The organism is Massilia sp. Root133 (genome assembly GCF_001426525.1).
In the GTDB taxonomy this organism is placed as follows: Bacteria; Pseudomonadota; Gammaproteobacteria; order Burkholderiales; family Burkholderiaceae_D; genus Telluria; species Telluria orientalis.
On the sequence record NZ_LMEW01000035.1, the window covers coordinates 15320 to 40205 of the forward strand.

Consider the following 24886-nt stretch of genomic DNA (forward strand, 5'->3'; position numbering starts at 1 on the left):
TATTAGCTCAGATCTGTCCATGCTCCGCGAAGGAATGCACGAGCGGTCCGGCCACGATGAAATGGTCGAGCACACGGATGTCCACGAGACTGAGCGCCTTGACGAGGGCGCCCGTCAGGCGCAGGTCGGCCTCGCTCGGTCGGCTCCGGCAGGCCGGACGGGTGGTTGTGCGCGAGGATCACGCTGGCCGCGTTGTAGTCCAGCGCTTCGATGACGACTTCGCGCGGATACACGCTCGTCTGGGTGAGCGTGCCGCGGAACAGTTCGCGGTCGGCGATCAGGCGGTTCTTGACGTCCAGGAACAGGACGACGAACGATTCGTGCCGCTGGCCGCCCAGCTTCATGCGCAGGTAGCGCTTGACGAGTTCGGGCGAGCCGAACGCCTCGCCCGCCTGTAATTGCTCGGCGATGGCGCGCCGGGCCAGTTCCATCACGGCCTGCAATTGCGCATATTTCGCCATGCCGAGGCCGTGCACCTCGGCGCAATCGCCCAGGGTCGCGCCGAACAGGCCGTGCAGCGAGCCGAAGTGTTGCAGGATGTCGCGGCCCAACTCGACCGCGCTCTTGCCGCGCACGCCCACGCGCAGCAGCAGCGCCAGCAGTTCCGGATCCGACAACGCCTGCGCGCCCTCGCGCACGAGCCGTTCGCGCGGCCGGGTCTGCTCCGGCCAGTCTTCGATTCCCATCCGACCCTCCATGCAAGATCGTGCATTATTCGCGCGACGGGAACAGGGTGGTTTGGGCCTGCGCAAGCCCGTCATCGTAACGTTTTTGCAAGTGCAACAGATCGACGACAGAAATCACGACGGCTGAGGCGGGACGGGCACAGGTGGCTTACAATAGCGGTTTGCACGTCAACCGAACACGCAACAATGTCCTCCACTAACGCTCCCGTCGTCACCGAATCGTCGTACCTGACCCTCCATTACCGTCTTGCCACCGCCGACGGCAAGGACATCGTCACGACCTTCGGCAGCACCCCGGCCACCCTGCTGCTGGGCCAGGGCCAGCTCGCCCCGTTCCTGGAGCAGCGCCTGCTCGGCCTGGCCGAAGGCACGCACACGACGTTCGACCTGACCGCCGCTGAAGGATTCGGCGAGCGCAATCCCGACCTGATCCAGGTCGTGACGAAAAAGACCCTGGACGAGAACTCGGAACCGGATGCCGATTACCAGGTCGGCGACCTCGTCGACTTCCGCGCGCCGGGCGGCGGCCGCTTTGCCGGCGTGCTGCGCGAGATGCGCGCCGACGACGCCGTGTTCGACTTCAACCACCCGCTGGCCGGCCAGCCGCTGAAGTTCGAAGTCCAGCTGATTTCCGTACTCTGACCACAGCCATCACCGAACCATGGACAACGAGATCCTGTTAGCCCAGCCGCGCGGCTTTTGCGCCGGCGTCGACCGTGCGATCGAGATCGTCGAGCGTGCCCTGCAGCAGTTCGGCGCGCCCATCTATGTGCGCCACGAAATCGTCCACAACGCCTACGTCGTCAACGACCTGCGCAACAAGGGCGCCATCTTCATCGAAGACCTGGACGACGTCCCGGCCGGCAACACGCTCGTGTTTTCCGCGCACGGCGTGTCGAAGGCCGTGCGCGAGGAAGCCGAATCGCGCGGCCTGAAGGTCTATGACGCCACCTGCCCGCTGGTCACCAAGGTGCACGTGGAAGTGGCCAAGATGCGCAAGCAGGGCGCCGAAATCGTCATGATCGGCCACGCCGGCCACCCGGAAGTCGAGGGCACGATGGGCCAGGCGGAGGAGGGCATGCACCTCGTCGAGACGGTCGACGACGTGGCGAAACTGAACGTCGGCAATCCCGACCTGCTGGCCTATGTGTCGCAGACGACCTTGTCCGTCGACGACACCGCGGAGATCATCGCCGCGCTGAAGGCCCGTTTCCCGAACATCGTGGAGCCGAAGAAGGGCGACATCTGCTACGCGACGACGAACCGCCAGGAAGCCGTGAAATTCATGGCGCCGCAGGTGGAAGTCGTGATCGTCGTCGGCAGCCCGAACAGCTCCAATTCGAACCGCCTGCGCGAAGTGGCGGAAAAGAAGGGCACGCCGGCCTACATGGTCGACAACGCCGCCGGCATCGATCCGGCCTGGATCGCCGGCAGGAAGCGCATCGGCGTCACGGCCGGTGCGTCGGCCCCGGAAGTGCTCGTGCAAGCCGTCATCGAGCGCCTGAAAGACCTGGGTGCCGCCAGCGTGCGCGCGCTCGAGGGCGTCGAAGAGAACGTCACGTTCCCGCTGCCCAAGGGCCTGGACGGCGGCAAGGCCGCGGCCTGATCCAATGAACGTATTCGACCTGCGCCCGCGCTCGCCCTCCGGTTTCGACACCGTTCCGCTGGAATTCTTCCAGGATTACCCGGAACCGGGCGTCAACTTCATCGACGTGGGCTGCGTCTTCGACAACCCGACCCACTGGCAGCTCGCCATCGACGCGCTGACCGAACGCACGGCCCACCTCGACGTCGACTTCCTCCTCGCGATGGACGCGCGCGGCTTCATGCTCGCGGGCGCGCTCGCGTACCAGCGCGGCATCGGCTTCGCCATGGCGCGCAAGCCGGGCAAGCTGCCGGGCGCCGCGATCGGCATCGATTACCGCCGCGAGTACGGCAGCGCCACGATCGAGATCCAGCCGGAGCGCATCAAGGGCCAGCGCGTGCTGATCGTCGACGACGTGCTGGCGACCGGCGGCACGATCGAGGCGGCCGCCACGCTGCTGCGCCGCATCGGCAAGGACGTGGTCGGCGCCGCCGCCCTGTTCGACGTCGCGTTTTTCAAGGACCAGCGCAACCTGACCATGCCGGTGGTGACCCTGCGCGACGTGTAAGTCAGCCCCAAAACCGTCGTTCCCGGCATTGCCGGAAACAACTCCCTGCGCAGGCAGGGACCCAAGCTTGCATGCCGTCACGCTGCACTTGGGTTCCCGCCTTCGCGGGAACGACGATTCCGATGTTATGATGACGCGCGGAATTATGTTGCCTGGCTAGCGGCACTCGTACCACGGGTGCCGTTTTTGTTAGTTCGAAAGGAAACCACACAAGCATGGAAACTTTTGTCCAACAGATCCTGAACGGGCTGGTGCTGGGCAGCATGTATGCGCTCGTCGCACTTGGCTACACGATGGTCTACGGCGTGCTCAACCTGATCAACTTCGCCCACGGCGACGTGCTGATGATCGGCGCCATGGTCGGCCTGTCGATCCTGAAATTGCTGGACGGCGTCTTCCCCGGCCTGCCCGGCGGCGTGCAGCTCGCCATCGCCATCGTCGGCGCCATCCCCGTCACGATGCTCGTGAACGTCCTCATCGAACGCATCGCCTACCGCCGCCTGCGCAACGCGCCGCGCCTGGCGCCGCTGATCACCGCGATCGGCGTGTCGATCCTGCTGCAGACGTTCGCCATGATGATCTGGGGCCGCAGCCCGCTGCCGTTCCCGCAACTGCTGTCGTCCGACCCGGTCAATGTCGGTGGCGCCGTGATCTCGCACACGCAGATCCTGCTGCTCGTGCTGGCCGCCGCCGCGATGGTCGGCCTCGTGTTCCTCGTCGAGAAGACCCGCATGGGCCGCGCGATGCGCGCCGTCGCCGAGAATCCGCGCGTGGCCGGGTTGATGGGTGTGGACTCCAACCGCGTCATCGTCGCCACGTTTGCCATCGGCGCCGCGCTGGCGGCCGTCGCCGGCGTGATGTGGGGCGCGAATTACGCATCGATCCAGTTCGCGATGGGCACCGTGCCGGGCATGAAGGCGTTCTCGGCGGCCGTGCTGGGTGGTATCGGCAATATCTACGGCGCCATGATCGGCGGGATCGTCCTCGGCATCATCGAGAGCCTCGGTGCCGGCTACATCGGCGACCTGACCGGCGGGTTCCTCGGCAGCCATTACCAGGACATCTTCGCGTTCATCGTGCTGATCCTCGTGCTGACCGTGCGTCCGTCCGGCATCATGGGCGAGCGCGTGGCCGACCGCGCGTAAGGAAATCGCCCATGTCTCTCCTGACTTTCGACACCGCCAACAAGCCGCGGCAATCGTACGCCAGCATGGCCGTGCTGCTGGCCGTGATGCTCATCTTCCCGTTCGCCGCCGCGCAGTTCGGCAACTCGTGGGTGCGCATCCTCGACATGGCGCTGCTGTACATCATGCTGGCGCTGGGCCTGAACATCGTCGTGGGCTTCGCCGGCCTGCTCGACCTCGGCTATATCGCGTTCTTCGCCGTCGGCGCGTACCTGACGGGCCTGCTGGCGTCGCCGCAGTTCGCCGCGCTGCTGGAATCCATCGTGAACTACCACCCCGAACTGCAGGATGCCATCGTGCGCACCTTCGGCGAGGACGTGCGCACCAACGGTATCCATTTGTCCGTCTGGTTCGTCGTGCCGCTGGCCGGGTTGACGGCCGCGCTGTTCGGCGCGCTGCTCGGCGCCCCGACGCTGAAGCTGCGCGGCGACTACCTCGCCATCGTCACGCTGGGCTTCGGCGAGATCATCCGGATCTTCATGAACAACCTGAACGATCCGATCAATTTCACCAACGGCCCGCAAGGCATCAACCTGATCGATCCGATCCGGATCTTCGGCGTGTCGCTGGCCGGCGAGGCGGGCTCGCGCGCGACGGTGTACATCGGCGGCTTCGGCATCCCGTCCGTCAACGCCTATTACTTCCTGTTCCTGCTGCTGTGCATCGTGACGATCTTCATGACGAGCCGGTTGCAGCATTCGCGCCTGGGCCGCGCCTGGGTCGCGATCCGCGAAGACGAGATCGCCGCGAAGGCGATGGGCATCAACACCCGCAACGTCAAATTGCTCGCGTTCTCGATGGGCGCGTCGTTCGGCGGCGTGGCGGGCGCCATGTTCGCGGCTTTCCAGGGTTTTGTCTCTCCGGAATCGTTCTCGCTGACGGAATCCATCGCCGTGCTGGCGATGGTCGTGTTGGGCGGCATCGGCCACATCCCCGGCGTCGTGCTGGGCGGCGTGCTGCTGGCCGCGTTGCCGGAAGTGCTGCGCCATGTCGTCGAGCCGGCGCAGCAGGCGCTGTTCGGCAAGGTCGTCATCGAGGCCGAGGTGCTGCGCCAGCTGCTGTATGGCCTGGCCATGGTCTTGATCATGCTGAACCGTCCGGCGGGCCTGTGGCCGTCGCCGGTCAAGGAAGACCGCCCCAATGCGGCCATCGCCAAAGAGGAAGAGAGCGAGGCATGAGCAACATCCTGCTGAATATCTCCGGCGTCAATAAACGCTTCGGCGGCCTGCAGGCCCTGACGGACGTCGGCATCAAGATCATGAAAGGCCAGATCTATGGCCTGATCGGCCCGAACGGCGCCGGCAAGACGACGTTCTTCAACGTGATCACGGGCCTGTATCAACCGGACACGGGCACGTTCGAGCTGGACGGCAAGCCGTATTCGCCATCGGCGCCGCATGCCGTCGCCAAGGCGGGCATCGCGCGCACGTTCCAGAACATCCGCCTGTTCGGTGAAATGTCCGCGCTGGAAAACGTGATGGTGGGACGCCACGTGCGCACGCACCAGGGCGTGTTCGGCGCCATCTTCCGCCACGGCGCCGCGCGCCGGGAAGAGGCCGCGATCCGCGCCCGCGCGCAGGAGTTGCTGGACTTCGTCGGCATCGGGCAATTTTCCCAGCGCACGGCGCGCTTCCTGTCGTACGGCGACCAGCGCCGCCTGGAAATCGCCCGCGCGCTGGCGACGGAACCAAAGCTGCTCGCGCTGGACGAGCCCGCGGCCGGCATGAATGCGACGGAAAAGGTCGCGCTGCGCGAGTTGCTGGTCAAGATCCAGGGCGCGGGCATCACGATCCTGCTGATCGAACACGACGTGAAACTCATGATGGGGCTGTGCGACCGCATCTCGGTGCTGGAGTACGGCAAGCTGATCGCGGAAGGGCTGCCGGCCGAGATCCAGAAGAACCAGGCCGTCATCGAGGCCTATCTCGGAGGTGCCGCTTGAAGCCCGATAACGTTCTGAAAATTTCGGGCCTGAAGGTGGCGTATGGCGGCATCAAGGCCGTCAAGGGCATCGACCTGGAGGTCGACCGTGGCGAACTCGTCACGCTGATCGGCGCCAACGGCGCGGGCAAGACGACCACGCTGAAAGCCATCACGGGCACGCTCCCGCCGTGCAAGGTGGAAGGCACGATCGCCTATCTCGGCCAGGCGCTGAACGCGACGCAGCACGCCACCAAGTCGTTCAAGCTCGTCGAGCAGAAGCTCGCGATGGTGCCGGAAGGCCGCGGCGTGTTCACGCGCATGACCATCCACGAAAACCTGCTGATGGGCGCGTACACGCGCAACGACAAGGCGGCGATCGAGACCGACATCGAGAAGTGGTACACCGTGTTCCCGCGCCTGAAGGAGCGGTCCACCCAGCTGGCCGGCACGCTGTCCGGCGGCGAGCAGCAGATGCTGGCGATGGCGCGCGCGCTGATGTGCCATCCCACGCTGCTGTTGCTGGACGAGCCGTCGATGGGTCTTGCGCCGATCATGGTCGAGAAGATCTTCGAGGTGATCCGCGACGTGTCGAAGCGGGGCATCACCGTCCTGCTCGTGGAACAGAACGCGAAGCTGGCGCTGCAGGCGGCGAACCGCGCTTATGTGATGGAGTCCGGTGCGATCACGATGACGGGGAATGCGCAGGACATGCTGCACGATCCGCGGGTGCAGGCGGCGTACTTAGGGGAATGAACGGACGTCGTTCCCGGCATTGCCGGAAACGACTCCCCGCGCAGGCGGGGACCCAATTTTGCTCGCGCTATCGAGAAGCTAACAAACTTGGGTTCCCGCCAAGGCGGACGGCCAGTCCGGGAACGACGAGTAGGCGCCAACAAAACAAACGGCCCGGAACCGCTTGCGCGGTCCGGGCCGTTCGGCTTCCTGGGAGGAGGAAGCAGCGCTGTGTGATTGTTACAGCTTAGGCAGCAGCAGCCGAGTTGGCGGCAGCGCCAGCCTTGCGGGTGGCTTGCGTGAACTGCGACACGGCGGCGTTCAGGTTCGATTCGATCGCCTCGACAGCCTGCTTGGTCGTCTTGGTGAACTGCTCGTAGCCGGCGTTGGCGTTGCTGATGGCGGTTTTCAGGGCCGAGACATAGGTCTCCGAACCGGCCGGGGCGTTCTTGGTCACTTCGTCGACCAGCGAGATCACCTTGCGGTTGACTTCGGCGAATTGGCTTTCAGCGGCTTTCGAGAATTCGGCGCCGGTGTCGGCGGCGATCGATGCCACCTGGCGGCTGTAGGCCAGGGCTTTTTCAGCAGCCGGTTGGGCTTGCGAAGCCGACACGGCGAAGAATTCCTGGGCATCCTTGACAGCCAGCAGCTGACGCGTGGTTGCCGACGAGTCTTCGAGGGCGGCCTTGACGGTGTTGATGTTCAGGTCCACCAGCTTTTCCACGCCTTCGAAAGTCTTGGAGGTCAGGGCCGAAAACAGGGCGAACTGGGATTCGAGGTTGGCTTTGGTCGCGTTCGAAAACTGCTCAGGGAATGCAAACATATGGTTCTCCAGTAATGGATCGTTATGAACTTTTGCTTTTCAGGTGTCTTGGGACACCTGCATGGACCAGTGAAGCGGTGAAACAGGGAAAAACTCGGGACTGCTGGTAAAGCGCGTTGATTGTGCGCCGCAACATGAAGCCATTTTTCCCGGTTTTCGATTATGCGTCAAGCACTTTTGATGCGTCGCACAATTCAACCGCACTCTCTTGCGTAAGATCAATGGATACAAACGTTTGCGCCATTTTTGTTTGCGCCGTTACAACACTTTAGTGCTTTGCAGCAAGCGCAAACGGGTAAGGTCAGCCATGTTAGACTTGCCGAATGATCATTCGACCGATGCCGCTGTTTTTCGTTGTTCTCTGGAGCACCGGTTTCATCGCCGCGAAATACGGCTTGCCGTATGCGCCGCCGATGTCCTTCCTCATCCTGCGCTGCCTGGGCGCCGTCCTGATCCTGTTGCCCGTCGTGCTGTTGACGGGTGCCGCCTGGCCGCGCGGGCGCATTCGCCACGTGGCATTCGCCGGGCTGTTGCTGCAGGCAGGTTACCTGGGCGGTGTGTGGGGCGCGATCAAGCTTGGCATGCCGGCCGGGCTGTCCGCGCTGATCGTGGGCATGCAGCCGATCCTGACGGCCATCGCCGCGCCATTGATCGGCGAAAAGGTCCGGCCGCGCCAATGGCTGGGGCTGGGACTCGGGCTGTGCGGCGTCGGCCTCGTCGTGGCCGCGAAGATCCACCTGAACGGACTGGCCCCTGGCGCGATCGCGCTGTGCGTGCTGGCGCTGCTGTCGATCACGGCGGGGACGATGTACCAGAAGCGTTTCTGTCCGACATTCGACCTGCGTACCGGCACGGTGATCCAGTACGCGACGTCCGCGCTCGCGCTGCTGCCGTTCGCAGTGCTGCTGGAAGACTTCGGCCCGCATATGGAAAACATCCAGTGGACGCCGCAATTCCTGGGGGCGCTGCTGTGGGCGATCCTGGCGCTGTCGATCGGCGCCATCTTCCTGCTGTTCCGTCTCATCAGCCGCAACGACGCGACCCGCGTGACGAGTCTGCTGTACCTGACGCCGCCCACCACCGCCCTGATGGCCTGGCTGATGTTCGGCGAGAAGCTCGGCATGCTCGGCCTGGCCGGGATGGTCGTCGCGGTGCTGGGCGTCGCATTCGTCGTCAAAAAATAGAAGGAGGCAGCATGATCAGCAACGAACAACAACGCGCGGTGGACGCCGCCATCACCTCGCGGCGTTCGATCCGCGCGTACCTGGAGACGCCGGTCGCGCGCGAGGATATCGAAGCCATCCTGGAAGTGGCGGCGCGGGCGCCGTCCGGCACGAACACGCAGCCGTGGAAAGTCCACGTGCTGACGGGCGCCGCGAAGGCGCGTCTCTCCGACCGCATCCTGGCCGCCTACGCGGACCCGGCGCAGAACCGGGAACACGTCGAGGAGTACGCGTACTACCCGCGCGAGTGGGTGTCGCCGTTCGTCGACCGGCGCCGCAAGGTCGGCTGGGATTTATATGCGCTGCTGGGCCTCACGCGCGACAACAAGACCGGCATGGCGGCCCAGCACGGCCGCAACTACCGCTTCTTCGACGCGCCCGTCGGCATGATCTTCACCATCGACCGCGTCATGGAGCAGGGCTCCTGGCTCGACTACGGCATGTTCCTGCAGAACATCATGGTCGCCGCGCGCGGCCGCGGCCTCGACACGTGCCCGCAGGCCGCGTTCACGCAATTCCACCGCATCATTTCCGACGAGCTCGGTCTGCCCGAAAACGAGATGATCGTGTGCGGCATGGCGCTCGGATTTGCCGACCTCGACAAGGTGGAAAATACCTTGGTCACGGAACGCGAACCGGTGTCGTCGTTCGCCCGTTTCGTGGACTAGCACGAGACGGACGTCGAATAACCTGCTGCGCGTTGCACTGTCGTTCTGCGATGCTCGCTGTACTACTCGTACAGCTGCGCTTCTCGAACAATAGTGCTGCCGCTCGCGACGGTTCTTCGAGGTCCGTGCGATACTTATTCTTGCAAGCTATTGAAAAACCAAGAGATTTCTACAACGCATCTCGTTTTGCGTTGTAGAAAAAAATGGGCGTAGATGGTACAGTCGTCGGGTGCGCACTTGCGCTCCCTACGTCATCCGCTACACTGCATTTAGTGCTCTTCAGTTCGCGTTCAAGGATTTTCAGATGCTTAAGCTCGCGTTGGCAGCCGCCATTTCCATGATGTTCGTGCTCGAACCCGCCGCAGCCGCGACCAAGCACAAGGGGCATGCGGCCGCGACGAAACGCGTCAAGGCCAAGCGCACCAACCTGGCCAAGGTCATCGCCGACGACAACCGCAAGCGCATGGTGCGCCGTATCGAGATGGTCCATGGCAAGCGCCGCGTCGTCTATCAGCGCGTCCGCCGCGCCGCGCCGGCCGTCGCCATGCTCAGCGCGGGCGATATCGCCGGCCTGAGCCGCACGCATGATCCGCTCGACCTGCGCTCGAACGTCGCGTACGTGCTGGACCAGCAGAGCTCGGAGGTCCTGTTCGAAAAGAATGCCGCCGTCGCGCTGCCGATCGCTTCCATCACCAAGCTGATGACGGGCCTGCTCGTCGTCGAGGCCCGGCAAGACCTGGAAGAAGTGCTGACGATTACCGAGGCCGACGTCGACCGTCACAAATTCACCAGCTCGCGCCTGCCCGTCGGCGCGCGCATGACGCGCGGTAACCTGCTGCATATCGCACTGATGAGCTCGGAGAACCGCGCCGCCGCCGCGCTGGGCCGCAATTATCCGGGCGGGATCAATGCCTTCGTCGACGCGATGAATGCGAAGGCGCGCGAACTCGGCATGAACGACACGCATTACGTGGATTCGAGCGGCCTGTCGAGCCAGAACATTTCCAGCGCACGCGACCTGGCCAAGCTTGTCAAAGTGGCGCACCAGGAGCCGCTGCTGCGCCAGTACACGACGGATCCGAACTACGTCGTCCAGGCGAGCGGCCGGGCGCTGCAGTACCACAACACCAACTACCTCGTCGCGTCGCCCGACTGGAACATCGGCCTGCAGAAGACGGGATTCATCAACGAAGCGGGGCGCTGCCTCGTGATGCAGGCCATGATCCAGGGCCGCAACGTGATCATGGTGTTCCTCGATTCGAAGGGCAAGCAGTCGCGTACCGCGGATGCGGGCCGCATGCGCCGCTGGCTCGAAGCGCTCAAGCCGGCCGCCTTGCCGGCCAATATGTCGCCCACTGCAGCCGCAGGCGTGCCCGTGACCGTGTCGGCGACGGTGCCGGCGTCGGTGTCCGCCGGGGCGACCGTGCCGGTCGTTCAGTAACGGTCAGCTCGTCCCACCGACACGGTGGCCCAGGGTCGCGGAAATCTGCGCCGCCGTGTTCACCAGATCTTCCAGCCAGTCGTCCTGCAGGCGGTCCGCCGGCGCCGAAATGGACAGTCCTGCGACCAGCTTGCCGCTGTCGTCATGGATGCCGGCGGCCATGCAGCGCACGCCCAGTTCCAGTTCCTCGTTGTCGCGCGCATAGCCGCGGGCGCGCACGAGCGACAGTTCGCGCTCCAGGCGCGTCAGGTCCGTGATCGAATTCTTGTTGTGGCCCGCGAGGCCCGTGCGCGTGGCATACGCGCGGATCGCCTTCGGCTCGTCGATCGACAGGAACAGCTTGCCGGTCGACGTCAGGTGCAGCGGACCACGGCCGCCGATCGCGCGCACGACCTGCATGCCGGAACGCTCGGAGAAGGCGCGGTCGATGTAGACGATTTCGTCGCCCTGGCGCACCGACAGGTTGACCGTCTGCTTGGTCTTGTTGTGCAGCGCCCGCATCAGGTCGACGGCCGCTTCGCGCACGGACAGCCGGCTCTTGACCACATTGCCCAGTTCGAGCAGCCGCATGCCGAGGCGGTAGGTGCCCGGTTCCACGCGGTCGACGAAACGCGTCACGACCATGTCGTTCAGGATGCGGTGCGCCGTCGACGGGTGCAGGCCCGACACCTTCGACAACTCTTTCAGGCTCACGGGGTCGGGATAACTGGCCAGTACGTCGAGCAGCGCCACCATGCGCTCGATGACCTGGATGGAAGTCTTGGCCGGTTCAGGGGTTTCCAGTTTCGTCATGTGGTTGGTGCAGTGCGGTATATTTCTCTACTTTATACCATAATGTGAAAATATTAGGTAATGATGTTGCGTAGGGGCCGAGCTGTGTGGGCATAATGGCGTTTCTGTACAGATTGTCGAACATACATGGATCAACCGAGCAGCGAGTTCAAGAGTAAGGGCGGCCTGGGCCGTATTGCGGGCGCGTTCCGCTATTCGATGGAGGGCTTCCAGACCGCCTGGAAGAACGAGCACGCGTTCCGGCAAGAGGTGATGGTCGCGGTGCCGCTCACCGTCGTCGCGCTGCTGCTGAAGGTGTCGGCGTTCCAGAAGCTGGCGCTGATCGCCGTGCTCGGGCTCGTGCTGCTCGTGGAGCTGATCAATGCGGCCATCGAGGCCGTCGTCGACCGCGTGTCGCTGGAGCGCCATCCGCTGTCCAAGGCCGCCAAGGACCTGGGCAGCGCGGCGGTGGCGCTGGCGATCACGATGGCGGGCGCGACCTGGGCCGTCGTCCTGTACAACCGCTTTTTCTGACGTACCCTCTCACACTAAGGAGAACAAGATGACTTTACGCCTGGGCGACACGGCTCCGGATTTCGAACAGGATTCCACCATCGGCCGCATCCGCTTCCACGAGTGGGCGGGCGATTCGTGGGTGGTGCTGTTCTCGCACCCGGCCGACTTCACGCCGGTGTGCACCACCGAGCTGGGCCTGACCGCGAAACTGAAGCCGGAATTCGACAAGCGCAACGTCAAGGCGATCGCGCTGTCCGTCGACCCGGCCGAGCAGCACAAGGCATGGATCAAGGATATCGAGGAAACCCAGCAGACCGTCGTCGGCTTCCCGATCATCGCCGATGCCGATAAATCCGTCTCGCAGCTGTACGACATGATCCACCCGAACCAGTCGGCCACCGCGACCGTGCGCTCGCTGTTCGTGATCGATCCGGCCAAGAAAATCCGCCTGACCATCACCTACCCGATGAGCACCGGCCGCAACTTCGACGAAGTGCTGCGCGTGATCGACGCCCTGCAGCTGACCGACGGCTACACCGTCGCGACGCCGGGCAACTGGAAGGATGGCGATGACGTGATCATCCCGCTGACCATTCAGGATCCCGAGCAGCTCAAGCAGAAATATCCGAAGGGTTTCAACGCGCCGAAGCCGTATCTGCGCCTGACCCCGCAGCCGAACAAGTAAGCCGGCACGTCACAGGCCGCATAAGCAAATAAGGAACGTGTTGTTTGTTTTGCGGCTGAGGACCATTACCCTTGGAGCCATTCTGGGGGTAAAGCATGTCCATTCAATACATTTTGTCGGGATTCGCCGTTGGCCTGCTGGTCGGCATGACCGGGGTCGGCGGCGGTTCGCTGATGACGCCGCTGTTGACGCTGCTGTTCGGCGTCACGCCGTCCGTCGCCGTCGGCACCGACCTCGCCTTCGCCTCGATCACCAAGACCGCCGGCACCGTCACCCACCGTTCGCGTGGGACCGTGCACTGGGACATCGTCGGCCGCCTGTGCCTCGGCGCGCTGCCGGCCGCGCTCGTCGCCACCCTGGCCCTGCAATATCTCGGTCCGCTCAATGCCTCCATCGGCAAGGTGATCCGTTATTCGATCGCCGTGTCCGTGCTGCTGACCGTCGTCGCGATCCTGTTCCGCGGCAAGATGCTCGCCTGGGTCAACGCCAAGCCGTCGCGCCAGCTGCAGGGCCGCGGCCTCGTCGCCGCCACGGTCGTGTCCGGCGCGGTGCTGGGCACGCTCGTGACGATCTCGTCGATCGGCGCCGGTGCGATCGGCGCCACCTTGCTCGTCATGCTGTACCCGCGCCTGACGCCGGCCGAGGTGGCCGGCACCGACATCGCCTATGCCGTGCCGCTGACCGCGATCGCCGCGTTCGGCCACTGGTGGCTGGGCTCGATCAACTGGACACTGTTGTCGGCGCTGCTGATCGGCTCGCTGCCCGGCATCACGATCGGCTCATGGGCGGCCCGGGCCGTGCCCGAGAAAGTGCTGAGAGGATTGCTGGCGATGACGCTGGCGGGAGTGGCGGTCAAGCTGCTCCACTGACGAGAAAGGCGCCGCGAGGCGCCTTTCCTGCTTTTTGGATTCGCTCATGCGGGAAACGTCTATGCAAATGAGGAATGCTTCGTTTGTAATATGTCTTTCCAATGAGATTATTTCGTTCCGTTAGAAGAAATTGTAATAAGGCGTAAGATGACCACTTTACTATCGCGAAACAGCGCCAACCGGGTGATTCCCGGCTTCGGGCTCTCGCTCGGGTTCACGATTTTCTATCTGGCGCTGCTGGTGCTGATCCCGCTGTCGGCCATCTTCCTGAAGACGTTCACGATGAGCTGGGATGCGTTCGTGAGCGCCGTCACGTCGCCGCGCGTGATGGCGTCGTACCGCCTCAGCTTCGGCGCCGCGCTGATCGGCGCTGCCATCAACGTCGTGTTCGGCGGCATCGTCGCGTGGGTGCTCGTGCGTTACCAGTTCCCCGGCAAGCGCTTCGTCGATGCGCTGGTCGACCTGCCGTTCGCGCTGCCGACCGCGGTCGCCGGCATCACCCTGACGGCGCTGTATTCGTCCAACGGCTGGATCGGCAAGCACCTGGAACCGCTCGGCATCAAGGTGGCGTTCACGCCGCTGGGCGTCGTCATCGCGCTGACCTTCATCGGCCTGCCGTTCGTCGTGCGCACGGTGCAGCCGGTGCTGGAAGACGCGGAGCGCGAACTGGAAGAAGCGGCCGCCAGCCTGGGCGCCAGCCCGTGGCAGACCTTTACCCGCGTGATCCTGCCGAGCGTCGTGCCGGCGTTGCTGACGGGCTTCGCCCTCGCGTTCGCCCGCGCCACCGGCGAATACGGTTCCGTCATCTTCATCGCCGGCAACATGCCGATGGTCTCGGAGATCACGCCGCTGTTCATCATCACCAAGCTGGAGCAGTACGACTACACGGGCGCCACGGCCATTGCCGTCGTGATGCTGCTCGTGTCGTTCCTCCTCCTGCTGGCCATCAACCTGCTGCAGGCCTGGGCGCGCAAGCGTGCGGGCAAATAATATGAGTGCCGTTCTCGACGATCACCTGAAAGACAAGACTGCCGCGGTGGCGAATGCGCCGCGCAAGGCCACCAATACGCTGGAGCCGGGCTGGGTGCGCTATGCGCTGATCGCCGTCGCGCTGATCTTCCTCACGCTGTTCCTGTTCGTCCCGCTCGTGGCCGTGTTCACCGAAGCCCTGAAGAAGGGCTGGGACGTGTACAAGGAATCCGTGCTCGACCCGGACGCGCTGTCCGCCATCAAGCTGACGTTCATCGCCGCCGGCATCGCCGTGCCGCTGAACCTCGTGTTCGGCGTGGCGGCCGCGTGGACGATCGCCAAGTTCGACTTCCCCGGCAAGAGCATCCTGCTGTCGCTGATCGACCTGCCGTTCTCGGTCTCGCCCGTGATCGCGGGCCTGATCTACGTGCTGCTGTTCGGCTCGCAGGGCTGGTTCGGCCCGTGGCTGATGGACCACGACATCAAGATCCTGTTCGCGGTGCCGGGCATCGTGCTGGCGACCATCTTCGTCACGTTCCCGTTCGTCGCCCGCGAACTGATCCCGCTGATGCAGGCGCAGGGCAGCGAAGAGGAAGAGGCTGCGCTCGTGTTGGGCGCGTCCGGCTGGAAGACGTTCTTCAAGGTCACGCTCCCGAACATCAAGTGGGGCCTGCTGTACGGCGTGATCCTGTGTAACGCCCGGGCGATGGGCGAGTTCGGCGCCGTGTCGGTCGTCTCCGGCCACATCCGCGGCGAGACGAACACGATGCCGCTGCAGGTAGAGATCCTCTACAACGAATACAACTTCACGGCCGCGTTCGCGATCGCGTCGCTGCTTGCACTGCTGGCCCTCGTGACCCTGGCGGTGAAAACCTTTATCGAATGGCGCATGCACCAGGCCCGGAAGGCCAGCGTGCAGGACCACACCACGGAGTAATACCATGACGATCGAAGTCCAACACATCCGCAAGCAGTTCGGCCAGTTCACGGCCCTGGACGACGTGTCGCTGAAGTTTGCCGACGGCGAGCTGACGGCGCTGCTGGGCCCGTCCGGCTGCGGCAAGACCACGCTGCTGCGCATCATCGCCGGCCTCGAATACCCCGATGCGGGCCGCGTGCTGCTCGACGGCGACGACGCCTCGAACCGTCACGTGCGCGAGCGCCAGGTCGGCTTCGTGTTCCAGCATTACGCGCTGTTCAAGCACATGACCGTGTTCGAGAACGTCGCCTTCGGCCTGCGCGTGAAACCGCGCAAGGAACGCCCGTCGGAAGCGGTGATCCGCGAGAAAGTGAAGAAGCTGCTGGAGCTCGTGCAACTGGACTGGATCGCCGACCGCTATCCGCCGCAGTTGTCCGGTGGCCAGCGCCAGCGCATCGCCCTGGCGCGCGCCCTCGCGGTGGAACCCCGCGTGCTGCTGCTGGACGAACCGTTCGGCGCGCTCGATGCGAAAGTGCGCAAGGAACTGCGCCGCTGGCTGCGCCAGCTGCACGACGAGCTGCACGTGACGTCGATCTTCGTCACCCACGACCAGGAAGAGGCGCTCGAAGTGGCGGACCAGGTCGTCCTGATGAACAAGGGCCATATCGAGCAGCTGGGCACGCCGGGTGACGTGTACAACCATCCGGCGTCGCCGTTCGTCTACGGCTTCCTGGGCAACGTCAACCTGTTCCACGGCCGCGTGAACGACGGCGTGCTGGCCAGCGGCGACGCCACGTTCCACGCGCCGCAATTCGCGGACGTCAAGAACGGCGAAGGCATCGCCTACGTTCGTCCCCACGACCTCGACGTCGAGCGCTATGTCGCGGGCGGGGAGGGTGTCGCGGTGAAACTGCGCCGCGCGCACGCGATCGGTCCTCTGGCCCAGCTGGACCTGGAGCGCGCCGACAACGCGCAGATCATCGAAGCCGTCATCCCGAACGAGCGCTACCGCGAACTGGGACTGCGCGACGGCGAGACGCTGCTGGTGAAACCCAGGCGCATGCACGTATTCGTCGATCAAGGAGAAGGCATTTGAATTTCCAACAGCTGCGTTCGGTGCGCGAAGCCGCGCGCCGTAATTTCAATTTGACCGACGTGGCCAACGCCCTGTTCACGTCGCAGCCGGGCGTGTCGCGCCAGATCCGCGAACTGGAGGACGAGCTGGGCGTCGTCATCTTCGAGCGCAACGGCAAGCGCCTGACCGGCCTGACGGATCCGGGCAAGGGCATCCTGAAGATCATCGAGCGCCTGCTCGTCGAAGCGGAGAACCTGCAGCAGGCCAGCAGCGAATACGCCGCGCAGGACAGCGGCACGCTCACGGTCGCCGTCACCCACACGCAGGCGCGCTACGCGCTGCCGCAGGTGGTGCAGGCGTTCCGCACGGCGTTCCCGGGCGTGCGCATCGCCCTGCAGCAGAGCGCGCCGGAACACATCGCGGAATGGGTGCTGTCGGGCCGTGCCGACATCGGCATCGCGACGGAAGGCCTGTCGACGTTCCCCGACCTCGTGTCGTTCCCGTGCTACCGCTGGAGCCACCTGGTCGTCGTGCCGGAAGGGCACCCGCTGCTGCAGCAGTCGCCCATCAAGCTGTCCGACCTGGCCGAGTTCCCGCTGATCACGTACGACGTGGGCTTCACGGGCCGCAGCCACATCGACGCGGCGTTCGCCGCCGCCGGCGTGAGTCCGGACATCATGCTGACGGCGATGGATTCGGACGTCATCAAGCAGTATGTGTCGCTGGGGATGGGGGTCGGTATCGTCGCCTCGATGGCATTCGACCACGGCCGCGACCGCGGACTGCGCGCGATCGAGTCGTCGCATTTGTTCGCGCCGAACGTGACGCGACTGGCGGTGCGCCGCGGTGCCTACCTGCGTGCGTATGCCTATGACTTCATCGAGCGCTTCGCGCAGGGCTTTACCAAGTCGGATATCGAGAAGGCGTTGCATCCGGCTGTAGCGGATTAAAAACAGCCGCTATATAAAACAACGTCATTCCCGCGCAGGCGGGAATCCAGGCAGAGCCAGCATATCGACTCAGTATGGATTCCCGCTTCCGCGGGAATGACGGTTTATGGGCTAATCCTCATACTTGGGTCCCCGCCTCCGCGGGGACGACGTGCCGGGGCAAACTTGGGTCCGCGCCTCCGCGGGGACGACGTGCCGGGGCAAACTTGGGTCCGCGCCTCCGCGGGGACGACGTGCCAGGGCAAACGCTCTTGTCAGCGTTGCGCGCGCAACGCGTCCGCGCACTCGCGCACGAGCGCGGGTCCGCGGTAGATCAGGCCGCTGTACAACTGCACGAGCTGGGCGCCCGCATCGATCTTGGCCTTCGCATCGCGTCCGCTCAGGATGCCGCCCACGCCGATGATCGGCACGGCGTTGCCGACTTCCGCCTTCAGCGCACGGATCACGATGGTCGACTGTTCGAACACGGGCGCGCCCGACAGGCCGCCCTGTTCGGCCGAATGGCGCATGCCTTCCACGTCGCGGCGGGCCAGCGTGGTGTTGGTCGCGATCACACCGTCGATGCCGTGGCGGACGAGGGCGCCGCCGATGTTGCGGATCTGGTCGCCATCGACGTCCGGTGCGATCTTCAGCGCCAGCGGCACGTAGTGGCCGTACTTGTCGGCCAGGCGCGACTGTTCTTCCTTCAGCTGCGACAGCAGGGCATCCAGTTCGGACGCGCCCTGCAACTGGCGCAGGTTCTTCGTGTTCGGCGACGAGATGTTGACGGTGACATAGCTGGCGTACGGATACACCTTCTGCAGGCATGCGACGTAATCGTCGGCCGCGCGCTCGATGGGCGTGTCGGCGTTCTTGCCGATGTTCAGGCCCAGCACGCCCTGGCGTTCCTGGTAGAAGCGCGACGCCTGGACGTTGGCGACGAAGGCGTCGACGCCGCCGTTGTTGAAGCCCATGCGGTTGATGATGCCGCGCGCGGCCGGCAGGCGGAACATGCGCGGGCGCGGGTTGCCGGGCTGGGCGCGCGGCGTCACGGTGCCGATCTCGATGGAGCCGAAGCCGAGCGCGGCCAGGCCGTCGATGTAGGCGCCGTCCTTGTCCAGGCCGGCGGCCAGGCCGACCGGGTTCGGGAACGTGATGCCCATGACCGTGCGCGGATCGGGCTTCGGTTTGCGGACAATGCCCGTCAACCCCAGCGCGGCGGCGCGGCGCAGGGCGGGGAGCGTGACGTTGTGGGCCGTTTCGGGGTCGAGGGAGAACAGCAGCGGGCGGGCGAGGGCGTACAGGAGTTTATCGGACATGGTCGGCTATCGAGAATTCGCGACATTTTACCTTGTGTGGCAGCAATACCGCATGTCCTTCGGGGCTTCAACGATCCAGAACACCCCATACACCGTCAATACGGGCTTCCAGCGGCCTGAAATTGATCTTGTAAGCCATCTTCGGGCTCTGCTCGATCCAGTAACCGAGGTAGACGTAGGGCAGGCCCAGTTCGCGTGCCTGGCCGATCTGCCACATCACGTTGTACGTGCCGAACGACGCGCCGGCCACGTCCGGGTCGAAGAACGTGTAGACGGACGACAGGCCGTCCGACAGCACGTCGATGATCGACACCATGCGCAAGGTCCCGTCGGGCTCGCGGAACTCCACGAGGCGCGTGTTGACGCGGCTCTGCAGCAGGAATTGCGCGTACTGGTCGCGGCTGTCCTGGTCCATGCCGCCGCCCACGTGGCGCGTGGTCTGGTAGCGCAGGTACAGCGCATAGTGCTCGTCGGAGAACGACAGGTTGGCCACCATCGCCGTCAGGTCCTCGTGGCGCTTCCATGCGCGCCGCTGGCTGCGGTTGGGTGTGAAGCGCTCGGCGGCGACGCGCACCGGGATGCAGGCCCGGCAGCCGTCGCAATAGGGACGGTAGGTGAAGATGCCGCTGCGGCGGAAACCGTTGCGCACGAGTTCCGAATACACGTCCGCATTGATCAGGTGCGACGGCGTGGCGACCTGCGAGCGGGCCTGGCGTGCGTCGAGGTAGCTGCAAGGATACGGTGCCGTCGTATAGAACTGCAGCGTGGAAAATGGCAGATCATTCAGGTGCGTCATGCAAAGCTCTCGGAACGACGTGTGTTGAACCCATTGTAGCCAAAGACGGCGCCGCGCACCGTTAGGTCGTCAACGGTGGCGCGACTTCCCAACGTTCGATCGGCGGTTCCTGGATCGCCTGGCGCAGGTGCTGCAGGAAATCCCGGCGCGGGATCGGCACCGCGCCCAGCGAGGCCAGGTGGCCCGTCTCCTGCTGGCAGTCGACCATGTTCACGCCGTGGCTGCGCAGGAAGGCGACGAGGTACGCGAGCGCGACCTTCGACGCATCCGACACACGCGCGAACATCGATTCGCCATAGAACATGCGGCCGATGCACACGCCATAGGCGCCGCCGACCAGTTCGCCGTCCAGCCAGACCTCGGACGAGTGCGCATACCCCATGCGGTGCAGGCCCGTGTAGCCGGCGATGATGTCTTCCGAGATCCACGTGCCCGGGCCGTCCTTGCGGGGCGCGGCGCACGCACGCATCACCGCTTCGAACGCGCCGTCGAAGCGCACGACCCATGGCCCGCCGGCCTGGCGGCTGCGCTCGATCCTGCGCAGTGTTTTTTTCAGGCTGTCGCTGACCTTGAAACGCTCGGTGTACAGCACCATGCGCGGGTCGGTGCTCCACCAGAGGATCGGCTGGCCCTCGGAAAACCAGGGGAAGATGCCGTTCCGGTACGCCTGCAGCAGGCGTTGCGGCGAGAGGTCCGCGCCGGCCGCGAGCAGGCCCGGCGCGTCGGTCGTCAACGCTTCGGACACGTCGGGGAACGGCGTATGGGCCTCGAGCCAGGGAATCATCGTCGTACGCCCTGTCAGTCGGGTTGGACGGGCGCCCGCATCGGACCCGCGATGTCGCGGGTGTGGAATCCATAGGTGCCGCCGGCCTCGCGCATCTGCGCGCGGTCGGCGAAGAACAGTTCGAGCGTCGTGCGGATCGTGGGGAAGGCCAGGTCGCTCCACGGGATCTCGGCTTCGCTGAACAATTGCACGTCCAGGCTTTCGATGCCCGGTGCAAAATCGAGGTCGACGAGGCGCGCCAGGTAGAACATATGAACCTGGTGCACGTGCACGACATTCAGCAGCGTGAACAGGTTGCCCAGTTCGATGTTGGCGCCCGCTTCCTCTTCCGTCTCGCGCGCGGCGGCCGCGCTCGTGGTCTCGCCGTTCTCCATGAAACCGGCCGGCAGCGTCCAGTAGCCGTAGCGCGGTTCGATGGCGCGCTTGCACAGCAGGACCTTGAGTTCGCCGTCCTGTTCCCACACGGGGATCGAGCCGATCACCATCTTCGGGTTCTGGTAGTGGATCGTGCCGCAATGGGTGCACACGTAACGCGGACGGTTGTCGCCTTCGGGGATGGCCACCGTGACCGGGTGGGCGCACTCGGAGCAGAATTTCATAGGAAGCAGATAAATTAAGTTGCCCTTACTTTACCACTGTATTGGGAGCGACTGGGCCGCAATCCGCCCGCGATGCGCCCTTCGGCGGAGGCGGCTTATGCTGCGATCCGGGCGAGCCGGAGAACTTCGATTGCCTAAAGTGTGGAAGGTGCGTATAATACGAATCATCAGACGCGGGGTGGAGCAGTCTGGCAGCTCGTCGGGCTCATAACCCGAAGGTCACAGGTTCAAATCCTGTCCCCGCAACCAGATTCCAAAGCCGCTGATCCTGTTCCGGATCAGCGGCTTTTTCGTTTTGGATTGCCTGCTCGACCCGTCTCAACCATTCCCGTCATTCCCGCAACGCCCGCCGCCCGGCCCGGTCGAAACCTCCGTATGCGTTGAAAGCGGAGCCAACGAATGATTACTGTGGAAGACATCAACGAGGCGTGGGGCTGGACCGGCCTGAACGCCGTCGAGGTGCTGGGCGAGAACGCCTTCGGCAATCTGATCGTCCGCGACGAGGACGGCATGTACTGGCGCCTGTCGCCGCAAGACCTGCGCTGCGTACCGGTGGCCGAGGACCGCGCCGCCCTCGACGCCCTCTCGTACAACCAGGAATTCCTCGATGGCTGGTACATGCCCGAGCAGGTGCGCCTGGCCGAGACGACCCTGGGCCCGCTGACGGCCGGGCGCAAGTATTGTCTGAAGATACCCCGTGCGCTGGGCGGACACTACGGGCGCGACAACCTGGCCATGGTGCCCCTGCCCGAACTGATCCGGTTCGCGGGCGAGGGCGCGCAGCAGTTCGACGGGCTGCCGCGCTGGCAGGACTGTCACTAGCACCTAGAACCGCCGCAGCAGGCCGACCTGGAACAGGTCGCGGTCATTCGTCTTGCGGAACGTCTTGATGCGGTTGAAGTTGACGATGGCGCGCGTGCGCGCGGACAGCGCGCGCTCGGCCTGGAAACTGATCAGCAGATTCGTGGCCGTGCGATTGCCGTCGCGCCGGTTCGCGGCGAAATAGGGGCCGAGGCCGGCGCTCATCGAGAAGCGCGGCGTCACGGGCTGCTCGTACCACAGCTGCGCCGCGGCCCCGCGCCGGTCGACCCGCGCGCCATCGTCGCCTTCGAACAGGAATTTGGTGCCGATGCCCCAGCGGTCCGCATACCGCCTGGCCTCGATCACACCCGCGTGCGCGCCATGCGTACCGGACATGTTCGTGATCGACGTGCCGAACGTGCCGCCGATCCACAGATGCCCGTCCGGCACCACGTCGGGCGCCGGCTCGGCCGGGCCGAACTGGCGTCCCACGCCGAGCACGAGCGCGTCCGACCGGTGCACATGGCGCATGGCCACATGGTTGTAGCCAAGGCGCAGATGGGTGCCGGGCGGCCCGGGCACGGCGAGGCGCAGGCCGGCGCTGAGGAGCACGCCGAGGCGGGCGTCGTCGATCTGCCGGCCGGCGATCTCCGTCGTGTTCATGCTCAGGTAAGGACCCGCGCCCAGCTCTCCCGTCCACGCGTGGGAAAAGCGGTGGGCGGCCAGCCATTGCAGCGCGAACCCGTCGCGGTGGTTGTTGTCCGGATGGCCTTCGTTGTAATGGACGAAGTCGATCCGCATGGCACCCTGCTCGCGTCCGGCGCGGACTTCGAACGTGCGTCCGCGCATCCACTGGTAGCCGGTCGCGTTGCCGCCGTAGATGCGGCCGTTGCCGAATGCCAGCGACAGATAGGCGCCGCGGTCGTCGGGATCCAGGGTGCCGGCGTGGGCCAGGGCGGCGTGGACCAGCAGCACCGCCGCCATGCATGTCCGTGGTTTCATGATGCGCTCCGCTTGTGTCAGGCTACGAGCAGTCTGGACAAGCGAGGCGGCCGCGCCTTGTGGCGGCACAAAGCAGTGTCAGCCGGCGGGCTGGTTCAGGCTGGCCCAGAGGTAGGCCGCGGCCATCGTGCGGTGCGGGCGGTAGGCTTCGAGAAACGCTTCGGCCTCGCGCATGCCGGGCCGCGCGCCGCCCGTCAGCCGGCCGATCGCGTTGCGCACGGCCACGTCGCCGTGCAGCGAGCAATCCGCGTAGCCCCAGCCGCGCAGCAGCGCATAGTTGACGGTCCACGGGCCGATGCCCTTGACCGCGAGCAGGCGCTCGCTCACGCCGGCCGGGTCGTCGGTGCGGTCCAGCGGCAGCGTGCCGTCGGCCACGAGACGGGCGAAGCGCAGCAGCGTCTCCGCCTTTGCGCCGGAAAATTTTCGACTGGTCAGTTGCTCGATGTCGAGACCGGCCACGTCGGCCGCTTCCGGATAACACCAGAGGCCGCTCGAATGCGCGCGTCCGGCGAGGCCGATGAACGTGCGGCGCAGGGAAATGGCGAACGGCAGGTTGATCTGCTGGCCGATGATGGCCCACGTCAGCGCCTCGAACACGGTGGCCGACTGGATCACGCGCAGGCCCGGCTGGCGCGCGACGACGGGGCCGAGCAGCGGATCGTCGCGCACCGCATCCTCGAACGGCGCGGGCTCGATGCGCAGGCCCAGCATGTTCACGAGGGCGTCCTGGACCGCGGCCTCCGAGGCGGTGCCGTCGCTGTCGACGCTGCACTCGGCGCGGTCCGCGTGCAGCGTGATGTCGAGCAGCGTCGGCACGCCGTCCAGCAGCACGCCCTTGCGGATGCGTCCCGCCTGCGCATCGACGACTTCGGCCAGCGCATCGGCATCGCGGCCGTGGAACGTGTACGCGTCCGCGTGGCGATAGCCGGCCGGCAGCGGGATCGCGTGGCGGCTCATTTGCTGCTCATTTTGGTGGACACCGGCACGGGCGCGGCGCGGCCGAAGCGTGGGACGAAACCCGTGACGAACGCGGTGCCGACCAGCGTGATGGCCGAGCCCACGATCGTGTACCAGCCGATCGCCTCGCCGAGGAACAGCGCGCCCCACAGGATGCCGAAGACGGGGCTCAGGAACGTGACGGTCAGGGCGGACGTCGTGCCGACATCCTCGATCAATTTGAAGTACAGGATGTACGCGATGCCGCTGCACAGCACGCCCAGTGCGATCACGGCGCCGACGATGCCCACCGTCGGTGCGCCGGCGGGCGGGAACAGGGGCAGGGCGGGCAGCACCATCAGCGCGGACGTCCACATCGTGCCGTGCGCGTTGGCGAACGGCTCCACGCTTTTCGCCGTGCGCGCATACAGGCTCGCGACGCTGTAGCTCAATGCGGCCACCAGCGCGGCGGCGACGGCGATACCGGCGCCGGGGCGGCTCGTCGCGTGGTCGAAGCCGACGAGCAGTGCGACGCCGACGGTGCCCAGCACGAGGCCCAGCGCCGTGCGTGCGCGGATCGGCTGGCGTCCCCACACGGCGCCGAGCAGCGCGCCCCACATCGGCGCGGTGGCGTTCAGCACGGCCAGCACGGACGCCGGCAAGGTGCGCGCCGCGAACGCGAACAGCAGGAACGGGAAGGCGGAGTTGAAGAAGCCGAGGATGAAGTAATGCTTCCAGTGCGCGCGCATGTCGAGGCGCTTCTTGAGGACGACGCCGACGATGGCGAGGAACAGCGCCGCGAACAGCACGCGGCATTCGATGAGCACCGCGGGGCCGAGCGTCGGCGCGCTGATGCGCATGAAGAGGAAGGACCCGCCCCAGATGGCGGCAAGCACGATGAGGCGCAGCAGGTTGGCAGTGTTCATGGTTCCCGGGATGGTAGGCGCAGGGGCTTTCCCTGCCGCCCCGTTTCTTGCGCTTGAATTGCGCGACGGGGGCAGGGAATCGGTAATGATACAAAAAGGCCGGGAACCCTGCCGGAGCGCCATGAAAAAGGGCCGCAACCGCGGCCCTTGTCGATCA

27 protein-coding genes, 1 tRNA gene and 1 pseudogene are annotated in these 24886 nt (G+C 65.2%); 19 read left to right on the forward strand and 10 right to left on the reverse strand.

The window, feature by feature from the left end; translation table 11 throughout:
* Positions 1-7: 7 nt before the first annotated feature.
* Positions 8-686, reverse strand: a pseudogene (gene radC / locus ASD28_RS26845) (DNA repair protein RadC).
* A gap of 186 nt (positions 687-872) precedes the next feature.
* On the opposite strand from radC, the gene ASD28_RS26850 reads away from it, so the two are divergent.
* The 7 genes from ASD28_RS26850 (at position 873) to ASD28_RS26880 (ending at position 6699) form a co-directional block, all read left to right on the forward strand.
* Positions 873-1328: a peptidylprolyl isomerase gene (locus ASD28_RS26850; RefSeq protein WP_056136090.1), complete on the forward strand. Its 456-nt coding sequence runs from the start codon at positions 873-875 to the stop codon at positions 1326-1328.
* Positions 1329-1347: 19 nt separating this feature from the next.
* Positions 1348-2292 carry a 4-hydroxy-3-methylbut-2-enyl diphosphate reductase gene (gene ispH, locus ASD28_RS26855; protein WP_056136093.1) on the forward strand — a complete coding sequence of 315 codons (945 nt, stop codon included), beginning with the start codon at positions 1348-1350 and terminating at the stop codon, positions 2290-2292.
* A gap of 4 nt (positions 2293-2296) precedes the next feature.
* Positions 2297-2839 carry an adenine phosphoribosyltransferase gene (locus ASD28_RS26860; protein WP_056136096.1) on the forward strand — a complete coding sequence of 181 codons (543 nt, stop codon included), beginning with the start codon at positions 2297-2299 and terminating at the stop codon, positions 2837-2839.
* A 215-nt stretch (positions 2840-3054) separates the two neighbouring features.
* A complete protein-coding gene (locus ASD28_RS26865) occupies positions 3055-3984 on the forward strand; it encodes a branched-chain amino acid ABC transporter permease (RefSeq protein WP_056136098.1) in 930 nt (309 codons plus the stop codon).
* An 11-nt stretch (positions 3985-3995) separates the two neighbouring features.
* Positions 3996-5201, forward strand: a complete 1206-nt coding sequence (locus ASD28_RS26870; RefSeq protein WP_056136099.1) for an ABC transporter ATP-binding protein — start codon at positions 3996-3998, stop codon at positions 5199-5201.
* A complete protein-coding gene (locus ASD28_RS26875) occupies positions 5198-5965 on the forward strand; it encodes an ABC transporter ATP-binding protein (protein ID WP_056136101.1) in 768 nt (255 codons plus the stop codon). The genes ASD28_RS26870 and ASD28_RS26875 overlap by 4 nt, the downstream gene beginning before the upstream one ends.
* On the forward strand, positions 5962-6699 hold the full coding sequence (locus tag ASD28_RS26880) for an ABC transporter ATP-binding protein (protein ID WP_056136103.1): 738 nt from the start codon (positions 5962-5964) through the stop codon (positions 6697-6699). The genes ASD28_RS26875 and ASD28_RS26880 overlap by 4 nt, the downstream gene beginning before the upstream one ends.
* Positions 6700-6925: 226 nt before the next feature.
* On the opposite strand, the gene phaP is transcribed toward ASD28_RS26880, so the two are convergent.
* Positions 6926-7501 carry a TIGR01841 family phasin gene (gene phaP / locus ASD28_RS26885; RefSeq protein ID WP_025511745.1) on the reverse strand — a complete coding sequence of 192 codons (576 nt, stop codon included), beginning with the start codon at positions 7499-7501 and terminating at the stop codon, positions 6926-6928.
* 323 nt (positions 7502-7824) lie between these two features.
* Here phaP and ASD28_RS26890 point away from each other — a divergent pair, with 323 nt between their 5' ends.
* The 3 genes from ASD28_RS26890 to pbpG all read left to right on the forward strand — a co-directional run bounded on the left by ASD28_RS26890 (position 7825) and on the right by pbpG (position 10833).
* Complete coding sequence (locus ASD28_RS26890) at positions 7825-8685, forward strand: DMT family transporter (RefSeq protein ID WP_056136106.1); 861 nt, start codon at positions 7825-7827, stop codon at positions 8683-8685.
* An 11-nt stretch (positions 8686-8696) separates the two neighbouring features.
* Positions 8697-9392 (forward strand): nitroreductase, encoded by a 696-nt coding sequence (locus ASD28_RS26895; protein WP_056136108.1) that lies wholly within the window; start codon positions 8697-8699, stop codon positions 9390-9392.
* Between the two features lie 304 nt (positions 9393-9696).
* Positions 9697-10833 carry a D-alanyl-D-alanine endopeptidase gene (gene pbpG, locus ASD28_RS26900; RefSeq protein WP_082579196.1) on the forward strand — a complete coding sequence of 379 codons (1137 nt, stop codon included), beginning with the start codon at positions 9697-9699 and terminating at the stop codon, positions 10831-10833.
* Positions 10834-10836: 3 nt separating this feature from the next.
* On the opposite strand, the gene ASD28_RS26905 is transcribed toward pbpG, so the two are convergent.
* Positions 10837-11625 carry an IclR family transcriptional regulator gene (locus ASD28_RS26905; protein WP_056136110.1) on the reverse strand — a complete coding sequence of 263 codons (789 nt, stop codon included), beginning with the start codon at positions 11623-11625 and terminating at the stop codon, positions 10837-10839.
* Between the two features lie 126 nt (positions 11626-11751).
* Here ASD28_RS26905 and ASD28_RS26910 point away from each other — a divergent pair, with 126 nt between their 5' ends.
* The 7 genes from ASD28_RS26910 (at position 11752) to ASD28_RS26940 (ending at position 17587) form a co-directional block, all read left to right on the forward strand.
* Positions 11752-12138, forward strand: coding sequence for a diacylglycerol kinase (locus ASD28_RS26910; RefSeq protein WP_056136112.1), 387 nt, complete (start codon positions 11752-11754; stop codon positions 12136-12138).
* Positions 12139-12166: 28 nt separating this feature from the next.
* A complete protein-coding gene (locus ASD28_RS26915) occupies positions 12167-12805 on the forward strand; it encodes a peroxiredoxin (RefSeq protein WP_056136114.1) in 639 nt (212 codons plus the stop codon).
* Positions 12806-12900: 95 nt separating this feature from the next.
* The gene (locus ASD28_RS26920) at positions 12901-13674 is read left to right on the forward strand and encodes a sulfite exporter TauE/SafE family protein (RefSeq protein ID WP_056136116.1); all 774 of its coding nucleotides are present in this window, start codon (positions 12901-12903) and stop codon (positions 13672-13674) included.
* A 147-nt stretch (positions 13675-13821) separates the two neighbouring features.
* Positions 13822-14664 (forward strand): sulfate ABC transporter permease subunit CysT, encoded by an 843-nt coding sequence (gene cysT / locus ASD28_RS26925; RefSeq protein ID WP_056136118.1) that lies wholly within the window; start codon positions 13822-13824, stop codon positions 14662-14664.
* Between the two features lies 1 nt (position 14665).
* The gene (gene cysW, locus ASD28_RS26930) at positions 14666-15580 is read left to right on the forward strand and encodes a sulfate ABC transporter permease subunit CysW (protein ID WP_056136120.1); all 915 of its coding nucleotides are present in this window, start codon (positions 14666-14668) and stop codon (positions 15578-15580) included.
* Between the two features lie 4 nt (positions 15581-15584).
* A complete protein-coding gene (locus tag ASD28_RS26935; protein WP_056136122.1) occupies positions 15585-16658 on the forward strand; it encodes a sulfate/molybdate ABC transporter ATP-binding protein in 1074 nt (357 codons plus the stop codon).
* Positions 16655-17587 carry a CysB family HTH-type transcriptional regulator gene (locus ASD28_RS26940; RefSeq protein WP_056136123.1) on the forward strand — a complete coding sequence of 311 codons (933 nt, stop codon included), beginning with the start codon at positions 16655-16657 and terminating at the stop codon, positions 17585-17587. Before ASD28_RS26935 ends, ASD28_RS26940 begins: the two co-directional genes overlap by 4 nt.
* Positions 17588-17841: 254 nt before the next feature.
* Here ASD28_RS26940 and ASD28_RS26945 read toward each other — a convergent pair whose 3' ends face one another.
* From ASD28_RS26945 to ASD28_RS26960, 4 genes are all read right to left on the reverse strand, one after another.
* Entirely contained in the window at positions 17842-18885 is a 1044-nt protein-coding gene (locus ASD28_RS26945) for a quinone-dependent dihydroorotate dehydrogenase (protein ID WP_056136125.1), read from the reverse strand.
* Positions 18886-18952: 67 nt separating this feature from the next.
* The gene (locus ASD28_RS26950) at positions 18953-19681 is read right to left on the reverse strand and encodes an arginyltransferase (RefSeq protein ID WP_056136127.1); all 729 of its coding nucleotides are present in this window, start codon (positions 19679-19681) and stop codon (positions 18953-18955) included.
* A 61-nt stretch (positions 19682-19742) separates the two neighbouring features.
* Positions 19743-20465, reverse strand: a complete 723-nt coding sequence (gene aat, locus ASD28_RS26955) for a leucyl/phenylalanyl-tRNA--protein transferase (RefSeq protein ID WP_056136129.1) — start codon at positions 20463-20465, stop codon at positions 19743-19745.
* A gap of 14 nt (positions 20466-20479) precedes the next feature.
* Complete coding sequence (locus ASD28_RS26960; protein ID WP_056136131.1) at positions 20480-21064, reverse strand: NUDIX hydrolase; 585 nt, start codon at positions 21062-21064, stop codon at positions 20480-20482.
* A gap of 172 nt (positions 21065-21236) precedes the next feature.
* Between ASD28_RS26960 and ASD28_RS26965 the strand changes: the two genes are divergently transcribed.
* Positions 21237-21313 (forward strand) — tRNA-Met (locus ASD28_RS26965).
* A gap of 150 nt (positions 21314-21463) precedes the next feature.
* Positions 21464-21886 (forward strand): T6SS immunity protein Tdi1 domain-containing protein, encoded by a 423-nt coding sequence (locus ASD28_RS26970; protein WP_056136133.1) that lies wholly within the window; start codon positions 21464-21466, stop codon positions 21884-21886.
* 3 nt (positions 21887-21889) lie between these two features.
* Here ASD28_RS26970 and ASD28_RS26975 read toward each other — a convergent pair whose 3' ends face one another.
* The 3 genes from ASD28_RS26975 to ASD28_RS26985 all read right to left on the reverse strand — a co-directional run bounded on the left by ASD28_RS26975 (position 21890) and on the right by ASD28_RS26985 (position 24729).
* Positions 21890-22867 carry a hypothetical protein gene (locus tag ASD28_RS26975; RefSeq protein WP_156403710.1) on the reverse strand — a complete coding sequence of 326 codons (978 nt, stop codon included), beginning with the start codon at positions 22865-22867 and terminating at the stop codon, positions 21890-21892.
* Positions 22868-22945: 78 nt separating this feature from the next.
* Entirely contained in the window at positions 22946-23824 is an 879-nt protein-coding gene (locus ASD28_RS26980) for a DNA-3-methyladenine glycosylase (protein ID WP_056136137.1), read from the reverse strand.
* The gene (locus ASD28_RS26985; RefSeq protein ID WP_056136139.1) at positions 23821-24729 is read right to left on the reverse strand and encodes a DMT family transporter; all 909 of its coding nucleotides are present in this window, start codon (positions 24727-24729) and stop codon (positions 23821-23823) included. Before ASD28_RS26985 ends, ASD28_RS26980 begins: the two co-directional genes overlap by 4 nt.
* Between the last annotated feature and the right edge of the window lie 157 nt (positions 24730-24886).